The organism is Promicromonospora sp. NPDC023987, from assembly GCF_040639055.1.
In the GTDB taxonomy this organism is placed as follows: domain Bacteria; phylum Actinomycetota; class Actinomycetes; order Actinomycetales; family Cellulomonadaceae; genus Promicromonospora.
The window spans coordinates 294,134-308,523 of sequence record NZ_JBEZZF010000001.1 but is presented as its reverse complement, the minus strand read 5'-3'; the positions used below and the strand labels follow the sequence as shown (position 1 = coordinate 308,523).

Annotated in this window: 17 protein-coding genes; 10 read left to right on the top strand and 7 right to left on the bottom strand. The window is 68.2% G+C overall.

Annotated elements, in window-relative coordinates; all coding sequences use genetic code 11:
* The first annotated feature begins 318 nt into the window (after nt 1-318).
* The 3 genes from AB0F40_RS01405 to AB0F40_RS01395 all read left to right on the top strand — a co-directional run bounded on the left by AB0F40_RS01405 (nt 319) and on the right by AB0F40_RS01395 (nt 4,231).
* Nucleotides 319-1,458, top strand: coding sequence for an alginate lyase family protein (locus tag AB0F40_RS01405; protein ID WP_357462976.1), 1,140 nt, complete (start codon nt 319-321; stop codon nt 1,456-1,458).
* An 82-nt stretch (nt 1,459-1,540) separates the two neighbouring features.
* Complete coding sequence (locus AB0F40_RS01400; protein WP_357462973.1) at nt 1,541-3,289, top strand: peptidoglycan-binding protein; 1,749 nt, start codon at nt 1,541-1,543, stop codon at nt 3,287-3,289.
* A 66-nt stretch (nt 3,290-3,355) separates the two neighbouring features.
* Nucleotides 3,356-4,231: a peptidoglycan DD-metalloendopeptidase family protein gene (locus AB0F40_RS01395; protein ID WP_357462970.1), complete on the top strand. Its 876-nt coding sequence runs from the start codon at nt 3,356-3,358 to the stop codon at nt 4,229-4,231.
* A 98-nt stretch (nt 4,232-4,329) separates the two neighbouring features.
* On the opposite strand, the gene AB0F40_RS01390 is transcribed toward AB0F40_RS01395, so the two are convergent.
* Nucleotides 4,330-7,197: a BTAD domain-containing putative transcriptional regulator gene (locus tag AB0F40_RS01390; RefSeq protein WP_357462967.1), complete on the bottom strand. Its 2,868-nt coding sequence runs from the start codon at nt 7,195-7,197 to the stop codon at nt 4,330-4,332.
* A gap of 157 nt (nt 7,198-7,354) precedes the next feature.
* Between AB0F40_RS01390 and AB0F40_RS01385 the strand changes: the two genes are divergently transcribed.
* From AB0F40_RS01385 to AB0F40_RS01375, 3 genes are all read left to right on the top strand, one after another.
* Complete coding sequence (locus AB0F40_RS01385) at nt 7,355-7,495, top strand: hypothetical protein (RefSeq protein ID WP_357462964.1); 141 nt, start codon at nt 7,355-7,357, stop codon at nt 7,493-7,495.
* Nucleotides 7,496-7,600: 105 nt separating this feature from the next.
* Entirely contained in the window at nt 7,601-7,801 is a 201-nt protein-coding gene (locus AB0F40_RS01380) for a hypothetical protein (protein ID WP_357462961.1), read from the top strand.
* Nucleotides 7,798-8,238 carry a hypothetical protein gene (locus AB0F40_RS01375; protein ID WP_357462958.1) on the top strand — a complete coding sequence of 147 codons (441 nt, stop codon included), beginning with the start codon at nt 7,798-7,800 and terminating at the stop codon, nt 8,236-8,238. Before AB0F40_RS01380 ends, AB0F40_RS01375 begins: the two co-directional genes overlap by 4 nt.
* A gap of 120 nt (nt 8,239-8,358) precedes the next feature.
* On the opposite strand, the gene AB0F40_RS01370 is transcribed toward AB0F40_RS01375, so the two are convergent.
* Together AB0F40_RS01370 and AB0F40_RS01365 are read right to left on the bottom strand one after the other, a co-directional pair.
* On the bottom strand, nt 8,359-8,895 hold the full coding sequence (locus AB0F40_RS01370; protein WP_357462955.1) for a YcxB family protein: 537 nt from the start codon (nt 8,893-8,895) through the stop codon (nt 8,359-8,361).
* A gap of 89 nt (nt 8,896-8,984) precedes the next feature.
* Nucleotides 8,985-9,404, bottom strand: coding sequence for a hypothetical protein (locus AB0F40_RS01365; RefSeq protein WP_357462952.1), 420 nt, complete (start codon nt 9,402-9,404; stop codon nt 8,985-8,987).
* Between the two features lie 79 nt (nt 9,405-9,483).
* Between AB0F40_RS01365 and AB0F40_RS01360 the strand changes: the two genes are divergently transcribed.
* The gene (locus AB0F40_RS01360; RefSeq protein ID WP_357462949.1) at nt 9,484-9,666 is read left to right on the top strand and encodes a hypothetical protein; all 183 of its coding nucleotides are present in this window, start codon (nt 9,484-9,486) and stop codon (nt 9,664-9,666) included.
* Here AB0F40_RS01360 and AB0F40_RS01355 read toward each other — a convergent pair.
* From AB0F40_RS01355 to AB0F40_RS01345, 3 genes are all read right to left on the bottom strand, one after another.
* Nucleotides 9,656-10,126 carry a hypothetical protein gene (locus AB0F40_RS01355; RefSeq protein WP_357462946.1) on the bottom strand — a complete coding sequence of 157 codons (471 nt, stop codon included), beginning with the start codon at nt 10,124-10,126 and terminating at the stop codon, nt 9,656-9,658. The two genes, AB0F40_RS01360 and AB0F40_RS01355, sit on opposite strands and share 11 nt — an antisense overlap.
* 92 nt (nt 10,127-10,218) lie before the next feature.
* On the bottom strand, nt 10,219-10,893 hold the full coding sequence (locus AB0F40_RS01350) for a hypothetical protein (RefSeq protein WP_357462943.1): 675 nt from the start codon (nt 10,891-10,893) through the stop codon (nt 10,219-10,221).
* Entirely contained in the window at nt 10,890-12,323 is a 1,434-nt protein-coding gene (locus AB0F40_RS01345; RefSeq protein WP_357462940.1) for a hypothetical protein, read from the bottom strand. Before AB0F40_RS01345 ends, AB0F40_RS01350 begins: the two co-directional genes overlap by 4 nt.
* A 174-nt stretch (nt 12,324-12,497) precedes the next feature.
* Between AB0F40_RS01345 and AB0F40_RS01340 the strand changes: the two genes are divergently transcribed.
* From AB0F40_RS01340 to AB0F40_RS01330, 3 genes are all read left to right on the top strand, one after another.
* Entirely contained in the window at nt 12,498-12,731 is a 234-nt protein-coding gene (locus tag AB0F40_RS01340) for a hypothetical protein (protein ID WP_357462937.1), read from the top strand.
* 94 nt (nt 12,732-12,825) lie between these two features.
* The gene (locus tag AB0F40_RS01335) at nt 12,826-13,221 is read left to right on the top strand and encodes a hypothetical protein (RefSeq protein WP_357462934.1); all 396 of its coding nucleotides are present in this window, start codon (nt 12,826-12,828) and stop codon (nt 13,219-13,221) included.
* 4 nt (nt 13,222-13,225) lie between these two features.
* Complete coding sequence (locus AB0F40_RS01330; RefSeq protein ID WP_357462931.1) at nt 13,226-13,720, top strand: GNAT family N-acetyltransferase; 495 nt, start codon at nt 13,226-13,228, stop codon at nt 13,718-13,720.
* A 312-nt stretch (nt 13,721-14,032) separates the two neighbouring features.
* Here AB0F40_RS01330 and AB0F40_RS01325 read toward each other — a convergent pair whose 3' ends face one another.
* Nucleotides 14,033-14,335 (bottom strand): HigA family addiction module antitoxin, encoded by a 303-nt coding sequence (locus AB0F40_RS01325; protein WP_357462927.1) that lies wholly within the window; start codon nt 14,333-14,335, stop codon nt 14,033-14,035.
* Between the last annotated feature and the right edge of the window lie 55 nt (nt 14,336-14,390).

Sequence of the window (14,390 nt, the reverse complement as noted above, 5' to 3'; positions counted from 1 at the left end):
TGGCCGCCCGTACGTCCGCGCTCCGGAAGTCCGGCCGGGTCCTGCTCTACGCGGAATTCCGCGGACCCGGGCCTCTTTGCGTCCCAACCCTCAGACTGCCGCCGGTTGCAGTTGCTGAGTCCGGCCTGGATGGGTGACGCGAACGAGGTGGGTCGCGCTGACGACCACCTTCGATCGGTCGCCTTGCGGCCGCGCACGGGCGTGGAACGGACATGGACCGCGCATGGACCGCCCATAGCGGCGTCCGCCAGTCTTCACGTACGAGATCAGTCGACCAGGGGGCTTCTTCGCCTGGGCCCGACCTGTGAGGAGCATGGTGTGCCATCGACCCTGATGTCCTACGACGCGAGCCGGCGTCAGTTCTTGAGAGGCCTCGCCGTGATGGGCGTGGGGAGCGCGGTGTCGTCCCTCGGCGTGAGCCCCGCTGCCTTCGCGGCCCCGCTCGGCCGGTCCGACGGCGGACTTGTCCATCCCGGAGCGCTCCACACCGACGAGCAGCTCAAGGCGGTCACGGCAGGGATCGCCGAGAGCGCGGACCCGGTCGCCGTCGCCTGGTCGCGGTTGACCGCCGATCCTCGTTCGAGCGCGAGCTGGACGCCGACACCTTCGGCGGTGCTGCGGGTCGGCGGGGCCGCGTCGAACCATCACACGCTGCTCGACGACACCCACGCCGCCTACCAGAACGCGCTGATCTGGCGCCTGGGTGGTGACGAGGACCACGCGCGAGCTGCCTGCCGGATCCTCGGCGCGTGGTCCGCGGAGCTCCGCTCGGTGGCCGGGCAGCCGGCGACGTACCTGGCCTCCGGGATCCACGGGTTCCTGCTCGCGAATGCGGCTGAGCTTGTGCGCGACCGCGACGATCTCGACACCGAGGCGTTCGGCACCATGCTCCGCGACGTGTTCCTCCCGCTGAACCAGAGCCGCCTGCTGGACGAGGACGACGGGTGCGGATCACGGTTCGGGATCGTCTGGGACCTCGCTCATCTGGCGTCGATGATGTCGATCGCGGTCTTCAGTGACGACGACGCGCTGCTGGCGCAGTCCGTGGATCTCTTCGACCACCGCCCCGGGGCGCCGATCGCGAACACCATCCCGTTCGCGCACGACGAGGGGGCAGGCCAGGTCCACTCGATCATCGCGACGGGCCTGGCGGCCGCGGTCTGTGAGACGGCCTGGAACCAGGGATACGACCTCTACTCGTCACAGGGCTCGCGGCTCCTCGCCTCGGCGTCGTTCGTCGCCGGCACCACGCGGGACTACGAGCACTTCCAGAACAAGGACCGGCTGTGGGGAATCTCCGAGACCGGTCCCGCCTGGGCGCTCCTCCACGACCACTACGCCGGACGGCAGGGCGTCGAGGTCTCCACGACGCTCACCGCCCTCGCCGACCGGTCCCGTGCGGAGGGCTGCGCCGTGGACCGCTTGGGCCTTGGCCGGTACGCGTACTCCCTCGACTGATCTCCGAGACAGCCCGGCCTCGCCGGGCACAGACCCTCGCCGGGCACCGAGGTGCCGGGCACGGACCACAGGAAAGAGAGCCATGAGATTCGTAACTCGCGCGGAGTGGGGAGCACGCGCACCGCACGTCGACGACTATCCCGCCGGGTTCGGCTGGCGTGGTGTGGCGATGCACTACGAGGGTGAGTCATCCATCGCGATCAGTCACTCCCGGTGCGCCGCCAGGATGCGGTCGGTACAGAACTTCCACATGGACGGCCGGGGCTGGGGCGACATCGCGTACAACCTGGCCGTCTGCCTGCACGGCTATGTCTTCGAGGGGCGTGGGAAGGACGTTCGGTCCGCGTCGCAGGGGAGCACCGAGGCCAACCACGACTACTACGGCATCCTGTGCTTCCTCGGTGCGGCTGACGGCTTCGGCTTCGCGTACCGGCCCACACCCGACATGGTCGAAGGGATCAAGGATGCCATCGCCTACTTGCGGCGTTACGGCGCGGGGTCCGCGATCATCGGCCACAGGGACGTCAGGAGCACCTCGTGCCCCGGCGGCCCGCTGTACGGCATGGTCCAGGACGGGTCGCTGGACCCCGGCTCGTCGAGCGGCGGGACCACCCATGTCGTGCAGCCCGGCGAGACGCTGAAGGGGATCGCCAACCGCTACGGGGTCCCCTACACCTACATCGCCGAGGTCAACGACCTGGAGTACCCCGACTACCCGATCGTTTCCGGCCAAGAGCTCATCATCCCCGGACGAGGCCAGGACCTGGACGATCCCGACCCCGGTACCACCACACCGCCGGGAGGTTCCTACACACCGTTCCCCGGCACCGCGTGGTTCAAGGGTGCCCCCAACAGCCCGATCGTCACCGCGATGGGCGAGCGGCTCGTGGCGGAGGGCCACGGCCTGTACAAGATCGGCCCCGGTCCGCAGTGGTCCGACGTCGACCGCCAGTCCTACGCGAGCTGGCAGCGGTCCCTCGGCTACGCCGGCGCCGACGCCGACGGATGGCCCGGGCTGACCTCCTGGGACCGGTTGCGGGTGCCGGACACCGGCGCCGCACCCGGCCCGGTCGAGTACGAGCCCTTCCCCGGCGCCGACTGGTTCCACGACAACCCGAACAGCCCCGTGGTCACCGCGATGGGGGTGCGTCTGGTCGCCGAGGGGTGCAGCGCGTACCTGTCGGGACCCGGTCCGCAGTGGTCGGACGTGGACCGGCAGTCGTACGCGCTGTGGCAGGAGAAGCTCGGGTACTCGGGCGCCGGCGCCGACGGATGGCCCGGACAGACCTCCTGGGACCAGTTGCGGGTGCCCAAGCAGTCCACCGCCGAGTACGAGCCCTTCCCCGGCGCCGACTGGTTCCACGACGGCCCCAACAGCTCGATCGTCACCGCCATGGGCAACCGCCTGGTCGTCGAGCGGTGCAGCGCGTATCTGTCGGGACCCGGTCCGCAGTGGTCGGACGTGGACCGGCAGTCGTACGCGCTGTGGCAGGAGAAGCTCGGGTTCTCCGGCACCGCGGCCGACGGGTGGCCCGGACAGATCTCCTGGGAGGCGCTCAAGGTGCCCCGGCAGACGGCGGGGGCCAAGGAGCCGTTCCCGGGGGCCGACTGGTTCCGCACTAGCCCGCGCTCCACGGTCGTCACCGCCATGGGCCACCGTCTCGTTGCCGAGGGGTGCGCCGTCTATGAGGTGGGTCCGGGGGCGCAGTGGTCCGAGGCCGACCGGGAGTCGTACGCGAACTGGCAGCGAAAGCTCGGGTACTCAGGTGCGGACGCTGACGGATGGCCCGGGCAGGGTTCCTGGGACCGCCTGGGAGTGCCACTGACCTGAACCCCGCACCGGCGGCCGCCGGTGCGGTCCTTCTTGGCAAACCGTTCAAACTGAAGGGAAGTCACCATGTCACCACTGAAGAAAGCTCTCGCGCTGGCGGGGGTCGCCGCCGTGATGTTCGGGGCGACGGCGGCCGTCGCCCCGTCCGCCTCGGCCGCCGTGAACAACGGCGTCTGCGACAGCGGCGAGGTCTGCCTCTACGACGGCACCGGACGCAGCGGCTCGATGCGCGACGTCGTCAACAGCTGGAAGGACTTCGGTACCGGGTCGGGCTGCGCCACGTTCGTCACCGGGTCCAAGCGCGGGCAGTGCCTGAAGAACCAGGTCGGTTCGGTGTGGAACCGGACGAGCAAGACCGTCGGGGTCTACTACAACTCGGGCTACCGAGGAGCGGGTCAGAAGATCGGCGCCAACTCGGCCGCCAACCTGAACTCGACCCTCAACAACGACAACGCCGGCATGCACATCGGCAACCTGAACCGAATCGCCTGGCAGCTCTACGAGGCCGGCGGCGGCACGATCACCTCCCACTTCGACGGTTATGTCAACACCCCGGGCCGCCACGAGGGCATCGACATGGCGAAGGGCATCGGAACCCCGGTCCATGCCCTGGCACGGGGCTGGGTCACCCGTGTCTCCGAGGGGTACACCGGCCGTGCCGGTCTGTCCACGATCGCGGTCTACTACTCGGCCATCAACAAGACGGTGGTCTATCTGCACGCCAACCCCAAGGACTCCGTCGACGCCGGGGACTACGTCCACACGGGCGACGTCATCGGCTACGAGTCGTGGCGAGGTGTCAGCTCGTCGTCGGCTGCGCACACGCACGTGGAGATGCGGCCGGGTCGGCACACCAGCGCGGCTGTCAGCGTTGACGACTGGACCTTGGAAAACCCCGACCCGACCAACTTCTGGGTCGCTCGAGGACTCCGCGAGAACTGAACCACGTCCCGTGCGGTGGGCAGGGCATGGCATCCAGCCGTCCTGGCCCGGACCTGACTCCCGGTCACCAACAGCTGGTCGAAGCTGGTGACCGGGAGTCAGCCCTCGTCGGCCAAGGACTGCCGAGAACCATCCGTCGAAACCGTGAGGTCGGCGATGAGCGAGAGGGAGCGCTGCTCGTCGTCCCACAGGCCGTGGCTGTGGTAGAAGTCGGCGGCCTCGCTCAGCGAGGCGACCGCGCGTTCCCGGTCCGCCAGGGCCGCCAGGACCGGCCCCATCTGGAGGAGCGTCGCGGCGGCACAGCGTTCGTCGTGCAGCATCCAGAACGTCCGGGCCGCCTCGTCGAGCCGTTGCCGTGCCATGTCGGCGCGCCCGTCGGCGAGCTCCAGGGCACCCACGTCCCGCAGCGCCACCGCCTCCCGGTGGGGGTCTGCGGTGCGACGCGCGAGGGAGATCGCGTCATCGAGCCAGCCTCTGGCCTCATCCGTACGGCCCTGGAGGACCAGCAGCCGACCGATTCCGTTGCGCAGCACCGACTCCTTCGGGAGGTCGCCGGCGGCATGGACCACGGTCAGTGCGTCGCGCAGGATGGTTTCTGCCTCGGGATACCTGCCACGGCACCGAGCGACCGTCGCCAGCCCGGCGTGCGCCAGCGCGGCACCGACCGTTTCGCCGTGGTCCCGGTACGTGTTCGTCGAGCGGGTCAGGTACTCGGCGGCGGTGTCCATGTCGCCCTTGTAGATGTGCACCTGACCCAGCCCGCGCTGCAGCGTCGCCGCCGCGAGCGGATCGAGGCCGGGGCAGGCCAGCACCGCAAGGTGGCTCGCGCGCCAGTCCTCGTACAGGGCGTACTCGTCGTACAGCGGACCGAGCACGGCGGCCAGACCGTACGCTTCTCGCGCGAGGCCTTGCCGGCAGGCGAGATTGACGGCTTCCAGCAGGCTCTGGCGCTCGACCGCGATCCAGCTCGTGCTGGCGGAGTGGTCGAGTGGGCCTTCCTTCGTGCGGGGGATCCAGGACGGCACCGGCTCCGGCACCGCGTCGCGCGGGCGGTCCGGGGGATCGAAGAAGCTGTGCGTGCGGTTCCTCCGGAGTTCGCCGGCCAGGAGCGTCCAGCCGTGCACGACACGTGCCGCGGCACGCCGGCACACCCCCGGTCCGCGCTGCGACGCTCGCTGCCGGGCATAGGCACGCAGCAGGTCGTGCATCCGGTAGCGGAGCTGCCCTGCTTCGTCGACGCCGGCCTGCTGGAGCAGACCGGCGTCGACGAGCTCATCGAGCACGTGGTCATGCTCCGCTGTGTCGAGCAGCGCACCGAACGACCAGGCCGGCGCCTCGCTCACGCCGAGCAGACCGAAGAGGTCGAAGGCCGTCGCGGCGTCGTCGGACAGGGACCGCAGGGACAGATCGAGGCTCGCACGCACGTCGAGGTCACCGATGCTCAGCTCGCCCAGCCGACGTGTCTCGTCCTCCAACCGTTCGCGCAGACGGGCCAGCGGCCAGGACGGGCGGCCTACGAGCTTCGCGCCGGCGATCCGGATCGACAACGGCAGGAAGCCGCACAGACGCAAGATGGCCCGGGCGTCGTCGAGCTCGTCCTCGATCCTCTCCTGCCCGACGATGCGGGCGAGCAGCCGCAGCGCGTCGGCCGAGGTGAGCGTGTCCAGATGCACCCGCAGGGCACCCGGGAGCTCGGGTAGCATCCTGCGGCTGGTGACCACCACCGCCGACCGGCCGTTGGGCGGCAGGAGCGGAAGGACCTGACCCGCGTCCGCGGCGTCGTCGAGCAGGAGCAGGACGCTGCGTTCGGACAACAACGAGCGCAGTAGGGCGGCACGGTCGTCCTGGGCGGTCGGAAGGATGTGGCCGAAACCGGTGATGGACTGCAGCATCGTGGTCAGCAGCTCGTCCGGCCGCCGGGGGCCGGGGCTGGTGCCCCCGAGGTCGAGCCGGAGGTGAGCATCGGGGTATCGCTTCCTCACGGCGCGGGCGACGTGCACGGCGAGGCTCGACTTGCCGGTGCCGGGCATCCCGTGCACGACGACGACGGTGGCCTGGTCGGTCCCGCCCTCGTCGTCGTCACCGTCGAGAAGAGCAGTGAGCTGGTCGACCTCCCCCGCACGGCCGCAGAAGTCCGGAAGCCCGGGCGGGAGCTGGCGGAGCGCCGGAGGAGCGGGCGGCAGCGCCGGCGACGCGGAGTCGGGCGACGACGGTGCTTCGTCGCCCGGCAGTGACTCGTGCAGGATCTGCTCGTGGAGAGTCCGCGTGGCGAGGCTCGGGTCCGTGCCGAGCTCGTCCGCGAGCCGACGCCGCAGCCGGTCGTACTGCTGCAGCGCCTCACCGGCCCGGCCGCTACGGTAGAGGGCGACCAGGAACTGACGCCACAGCGGTTCCCGGAAAGGGTTCCGAGCGATCTGCTCCTCGATGTCGTCGACGACTCTCCTGTGCTGACCGAGGTCGAGCCGCGCCTGGAAGCAGTCCTCGACCGCCGCCATGCGAAGGCTGGTCAGGCGGTGGGCGAGCTCGACGGCGCGCTCGCCCGGCGGACTGCCGTCGAACGGCTCGCCGCGCCATCGGGACAGGGCGGTCTCGAAGAGGTCCAGCGACTCGTCGAGGCTGCCCGCTTCGAACGCCCGCCGCCCGTCACTGATCCCCGCCTCGAAGCTCCGAGCGTCGACCCCGGCGCGCTCGGTGTCCAGCACGTAGCCGGAGTCCGACAGTCTCAGGCTCATACCCTGCGGGTCACCGAGCAGCGTACGGATCCTGTGCACATAGCTGTACGTCTGGGCCGCGGCCGAGCTGGGGGGCACCGGCCCCCAGACGTCCTCGACGATGTCCTCGACCGGGACCGGATGCGGGGAGTGCGCGACGATCGTGCCGAGGACGGCTCGGCACCGCGCCGCTGTGACCGGAGCCCACCCCAGACCGTCCGACACCTCCACCGGACCGAGGATCCTCACGCGCACGGGCACTCCCTTCGGGCCGTTGACGACGACGTCTGGATCGGGACGTCCTCGGGCTGCCACACGCGTGACAGACCCGGACGCGGGATCTGAGAGTACCGTCACCGCTCCGCGGCCAGCGTTCGTACGGGTCCGGTCGATCAGGTCGATCCAGAGGAGCTTGCGGACGGATGAGGCGCCTTCGAGCGCGGTGCGACTCGGCGTCCTCGACGACGCCGAGGCGATCGCCGTCGTCGACGAACAGGTGATGGGTTTCGCCCGGGCCGGAGCCGCTCGGAGGAAGGACCACGTCCCGTCGTAGGCAGCCCTGAGGAAGGCCGAGGAGACCGGGCTCGGCCGTTCGCTGACCAGGGACGAGGAGCTGTAGATCCACAACGAGGGCTACACGATCGAGGTCCCCAAGGATGTGCACGGTGCGGGAGATACTTACAAGGGTAAGAACACACCCGCGAAGATCGCGGGAGATGCCGCCGATCTGGGCAAGGCCGCCGCGCGGGACTACGCCACCCAGACCAAAAACCTGATCGCTGCCGGATTCTCGCCCCAGGACGTGGCCGCGGCGATCGACAAACTGCGAACAGCCAATCAGGGACGAGGGATCGGATGACAACGGTCACGGGCGACATTGCCGTGATGCTGAGCGTGCTCGGGCTACGCAAGGGGGACGCCCGGATCCTCGACGCGCTCGTCCTGCTGGGCCCCGACATGGAGACCACGGAGCTCGACTGTGGTGACGTGCTGACTCGCGAGGTGTCCGGATGGTCGGTGGACCAGACACTCGGCGCCTACGAGTGGATATGGGCCGACGAAGGGCTCCGCACGCCGATCGCGGCCACGGACTATGTGCCGGTCGCTGCAGAGGCGAACGGGAATCTCACCCTCGCGCATCGGCGTACCGGGCAGGTCGTCTGGTTCGCACCGGATCACTTCGCGTCAGGCGTCACGGTGCTGCCGGGGTGCCCGGAGTACTCCCTGTACACGTTCGACGGCGCGCCGGACCTGGCCTCGTGGATCGAGACGGGCGCTGTCCAGTGGGCGCAGTGAGCTCGTCCCTGATGGTGGGCGATCCGCATGTCGCGCCGGCTCGAAAGGACCACACGGCGGGAAATGCGCGTGAGGTGAGGCCATCACCATCACCATCAGCTCACGCGAAGGGGCCACCTCTCAGCGCTTGCGGTACCGCGGTGCGTGCGCCCGGATGAGGTCGCCTGCCGGTCCGACGTCCTTGGGTTGCAGCGCGCGTTTGGGCACCAGGATTGGTGTCGACAGGACAGCGGGCGATACGTGGAACACGAAGGCGTGCTTGCCCTCGATCGTGAGGACCACCGCAGCCCACGTGAACGTGGACGATGCGACAGCCTGTTTGACCGTGATGCCGTCGACAGTGATCCCGACGCTCGTGGGACGCCGGGCTGCGCTGTGGGCGCCCCAGATCAGCCGCGGTACAAAGATGGGGGCAAGCAAGGTGGCCCAGAGCAGTACCGCCGCTGATGCCAGCACAAGCGTGAAGGAGAAAGACCTGCCCACGGGGTCGTTTCGCCAGCCGATCGACAGCAGTATCCCGATCGCCCAGAGTGCGATGAAGAACAGAAGGAACGAACGTGGTACACCGGCCAGTCTGATGAGCGCGACGATGTCTCGCCGCTCGGGGTCCCACTGAGCGGAGACTGTCTGCCTGGTGATCGAACTGTCGGAGGCCACCGGGGAAGTTTGGCATGGGCCGGTCAAAAAGGGCCCCTCTCCAAGGAACCGGGGGCGGTTCACCGAACGCTCGTTCCGAGCGATTCCACCTAGCCACCTTGGCAGAATCCGGTACCACCCGTGTAACACTGTTCGCCGTTCTCGAAGTTGTTGACCTGAGGCAGGGTGTCGCTCCAACGGATGTATGGGACGGCGAACAGAACCAGTGCGGCAACAGCTGTAACAGCGACCAGTCCGTGCCAGACGAGCCGCCACCGTCTGCGGTTGTACAAGGCGGATCCGATGGCTACCAGCACCAGCAGCGGTGTGATGACGGCGAGCACTCTGTAGGTCGTGATCTGCTGGGCGTCGGGCGTGCACTGGGCGCCAAAGAAGCACAGGTATGCGGACACGAAGTTGTGGAACACGAGGATGATCGCGAGGACCGAGCCGATCGACGCAACATTCTCGATCACCCGGGTCGACCTGCTCCGTTGGCGAGTGAGATCTTCACCGAGCGACCGCTCCATTCGGCACACGCTAGGGCCTTCGAGCGCGTAGACGCTCGTATAGCCCCTTCTCAATTGCCATTTCGCATGGGGCTGCCCGGTGCCGCTCGCCATCGCCCCGTTCTCCATGCGGCACTTGAGCGTCCAGGCCGAGGTGCGTTGGTTCCTGACCGACGACGTGATCGTGCTCGCTGACGACGCGGCAATCCTGATCAGCGCACGGACCCAGGAAGCAGCCGACGCATTCAGGGATCGCTACCCAGCGGACTGGCTCAACGAGTAGGAGCGCTGCGGCGTCGTCCGTGTTCGGTCAGGTACCCGGCGCGGCGCGCGTCGACGCGCGACCAGTACACGAGGACATCGACACCGTAGCCAAGGACGATCACAGCTTCGCGATCATGCCCGACCAGCACGACCTCTCGAAGACAGCGGTCGGGCGTCTGGACGCCCGCGTCCTCGTGCAGCCGTCCCTCGGACCACCCGAGTTCCACCGAAATGATGTCCCGAGGCCCACGTCGATGCCAGTACCGGGTGGCCTCGAAAGTACGGCCTGCCATGAGGTGGTTCGGCAGTAGCGGCTCAGGGTAGATACCAAGTCCCTCGCTCGTTCCAGCCTGTTCCCAGATCAAGGACCATGTCGAGCCGTCGTCGAGTTCGAGCTCGAGTCCGTGGTCGAACAGGACGTGGTCGCCGACATGCCAGTACGGCCGGTCCGACTCGTACTCGAGGTCGATGAATCGCACTCTGCAGATCCGCCGACCGGTTAGCTGGCGCAGGCTGTCAGCGATCCGAGCAGCCCCGTCATCGTCAGGGGTCCAGGCCGTCCACGATGGATTCATCGGTGGGTCTCGCAGTAGGTGATGTGAAGCCTGTCAGGTGGATTGCGACGGTCGTACCGAAGCGTTCGTCCGATGTCGACCTCAGCGCAGCAGTGAGCGTCGGGCGTTCGGGCAATGTGCGAGGGGCAGTCCTCGGCAAGCTCCCGCACCTGCTTGGAAGCTAGCTCGAACGCGGGCCGACTCCCGATCACGAACAGCGTGTCTGCGGCCGTCGCCCACAGCAGGTGGTCGCGGAACCCGTGGTGCCATCGGCGTTCATGATCTGGCCGGGTGACCTCCGGGAATGGCTGCGCAGGCAGCCGCACTGTGTGCGGAGTCCATGAGGTGGCGCGGCCGCGAACTTCTTTCCACTGCTTCACCGGGAACTGCATGCTGTGGTGCATCAGTACAAGGTCGGAGGGCTGCCCTTCGATCCAGGACCCGCACTTGCCTGTGGCTTGGCGCAGTGGGAGGTGGATCAGGCTGTTCGGTGAGCGGGCGGCGAGCCACCATGCGCATGCGATCTCGAACGCGGAAGCTTTGTCTACGACGAGCTGTGCGGCTCCGCGCCCGGCGCCGTCGTACAGCGGGGCGTGAGCCTTCGGAGAGGCCGGCTGAAGCACCCGGTACGACTTGCCGCCCAGCGGCACAGTGCTGACGAGCGTGCGCCATTTCTGTTCTGCGAGCTTCATGCCACGCCCCGCAACCCTGCGGCGAACGCGACGCGACTCTCGCGCCATGTCTCGGGCCACACCTGCGGAAGCAGGGCGATGAGCTGATCTCGCTGTACCTCGGTGGGCTGAGCAAACTGTGGAATGGTCATGTTGCGGCCGAGCGCGGCGAGAACAGGGTCGTGGTCGAGCAGGATCTCCAGGTCCGCGATCGTCTGGTCCCAGCCGCTGCGGTTGCGCTTGAGCCACCATGCCCGACGCCGGAGATCCGGGTCCGGAGACGACACCAGCGGAAGCAGCTCGGCGTCCGACCACGCGGCAGGCATCTCAAGGAGGACCTCGGATGCGAGCCGCGCGACACGGTTGGTGCCGGTCCGCAGGACCTCGAACAACAGCGGGGCGTCAGCAGGGACCGTGCTGCCGGCGAGAAGGCGAAGACCGGCCTTCTTCAGCGGCGGCTCGGCACCGCGTACCAGGCCGAGCGCTACCTCGCGGTCCACTGTGCCGCCGGCCTCGACGAGGCCACGGTAGGCCCGCGCACGCACAGCCGCGGGCCCCGTGCCCAGTGCGACATCCCGATACACCGAAAGCGCGTCGTGGCCCTGTTCCTCGTAGCACTGCCGTGCCCACAGCCGGACCAGGACGCCAGGATCGACCAGCAGCCGCTCCACGTCTGCGGGATCGAGCAGGTCGGCGGTCAGCCGGACGAGCCCGAGCACACGGCTCTCGGCCGAACTGTCGTTCAGGAGGGCTGAGGCCACGACGTCGGGTCCAGCCCGATCTGCGATGGCGTGCGCCAGGAGACTCTGGACGATGCGGTCGTGTTCGAGTGGTAGCGCGGCGACGGCGCCACTGACGCTCAGCAGCTCGCTGGCCAGACTGTGCTGGAAAGCCGTGCGCCGAACTGCGGGCGTCGTCGAGCGGCGCAGGCGCGACCACAGTGCGGCTTCTCCGTGAACCCCAGCGAGTGCGTGCAGGTACAGGGGCAGGACTTCGGCGCCTCGCGTGCGTCCCTCGATGAGGTGCAGCACGGGCACGATCTGGTCCGCTTGGGTCAGTGACGTCCTGCGGAGCACCGCCCTGGTGGCTGCCTCTCGGACGGGCCAGACGTGATCAGTGAGGCGGACGGCGAGCATACGGTCAGCCAGTGGGGCATCGGTCCGCGAGAGGATGCCGACGGCGGCTTCCCGGACTCGGCCGTCGCCGTGCATGCTCGCGAGGGCAGCCCCGAGGTGGCCGGACGTTCCGAGTGCTCCGCCCTCCCAGAGGCCGGCCGATCCCAGCGCGTCGCGGTGCCGCCAGAACCGTGCCGTACGGTCGATCCGGAGCAGTTCACGCGCCGACGCGAGCAGCAGCCAGTTCTCGATCTCTGCAAGCGGGCCCGGGGCACGTGAGAGCACGGCAGCGGCGCCGTCTGAGAGACGGTCGGCGATCTCGGTGGTAGCTAGCACGCCGCACATAATGTCAACGACCAAGAACGGCGGACAGCCGAATTATCACCAGCGGACGTCGGCTGGACAATCCCACAGCGAGGAGCCTTCGCGCATGTTCAGGAGGACTGCGGAGCGGTCTCCTCTCGAAGCGGTCCTGGGTCGTAGCCCGGCCGATTCCCTACGGTGACCTCTATGAATCGACGAGACGCCCGCTTCACCATTGGCCCGTTCATCGGCAAGTTTCTCGTTGCCGAGGCCGACGAGAGCGGCTCGATCATCGCGCTCATCTGCGAGGGGCAGCCTGGCTCCCTGACCACGATTGGTGACTGGTGGTTCGCTGATATGAGCGAGTGCGAGCTCGGCGTGACTGAGGATGGCTGGGACGTTGAATGGCTCCCTTCGGGGAGCCTCGGGACACCGCAGTGACATGGGCTGCCCCGGTGCCATACCGCGCATGTTGAGGGAGATAACCCGGTGAAGCGCATCTACCGCCAGCCGGCCCCGCTCGGTCGGGATGACCTTGAGCGGGCATGAGCGGATCTTCAAGGGCCTTGCCTCTGCGCGGTCGAAGATCGTCGCGGAGGGGTTCGACGACGCGGGGGTGCACGCCGGGCGCAGGCAGTACCTCGAACACCCCGAGGAATCGGTCGACGTCGTGACGGTCGTGCTGTTGCACGACTCCATGGATGGTGACGTCGCGCGGAAGACGGCTGCCACGGTGGTGTGGAACGAGTTGCCGATGAGGTTCGACATTCTCACGATCGAGTATCAGGGCGAGGTCCGGGACATCGAGTACAGCTGGTTGGCGAACGAGCTCGGACCGCGCGCCAATCGCGACCGGAAGGCAGCGTGTTTGAAACGCGGCCAGATGGCGAGGAAAAGCTTCGCGGACGGCGCTTGTCAGGTGTCATCGTGAGCCGATGAGCGAGCCACTGGTGCGCCCCGCGGTTCTCGACGACGCCGAGGCGATCGCCGTCGTCCACCACACCGCCTGGGTGCAGACGTACTCCGACCTGCTCCCCGCAGACCACTGGGAGAGCGACACCGTCGAACGCCGCGCGCAGCAGTGGCACGAACGGCTGTCCGACGACGTTCCCGGGTCCTTCTCGGTCGCCGTCGTCGACGAACAGATGGTGGGTTTCGCCAGGGCCGGAGCCGCTCGGAGGAAGGACCGCGTCCCGCCGCCAGTCCGACCCGATGAGCTGTGGGCGCTCTACGTGCTCAGCGAGCGGCACGGGACCGGGATCGGCGCTCTCTTGCTCGACGCCGTCCTACCGCCCCCTGCGCCCGCCGAGCTGTGGGTGGCTGACGCGAACCCACGTGCCCGCAGGTTCTACGCGAAGCACGGCTTCACGCCGGACGGTGCCCGGTTCACCGATGACCGCAACTTCGTTCTCATCCGTATGGTGCGATGAAGCTTCGGCGAGCGTCTCGACAAAGCAACACAGATGATCGAATGAGCGAGAGCATTCCGCGCCCGAGATGTACGTGCACAGGTCTGGGAATCTGATGATTGACCTCAATAACGTTGGCTGGCCCGACCTGTTCGGACCGATCACCGCCGTCGACACAGTGCTCGTGCCCGGTTACGTGGATGACGACTCACGGACATCGAGCCGTCATCAGGCCGTAGGCCGACCACCCCAAGGTGCACGGTGACTCGCGCTCCAGCGGCCGCCGGCCGCCAGAGTGCCATCTGCCGATCGATCCGGTCGGATGCCCGTCCGTCAGGCGACGTGGACGAGGACCTCGACGGCGTTCAGCTCCTGCGCATGGGTCTGCTGCTCCAGGCGGGTGTCGTAGTCGGCCTGAATGATGACCCAGTATGACGGCGTGAGCCCAAGCGCCCTGGATAGTCTCAGCCCCGCGGCTGGCGTGATGCGACGGCGGCCGCGCACGATCTGCCCGATGTGGGTCTGCGACAACCCTGTCGCCTGCGCGAGCCGGTAGGCGCTGATCCGGAGCGGGTTCAGGAAGTCCTCGGCGAGGACCTCACCGGGACGGATCGGGGCGTAGAGCTGCTTTCCCATGGCTCTCGTTCCTCGTTCTGCTCAATGGTCTGGGGAGGCTGCGCGACGCCGCAGT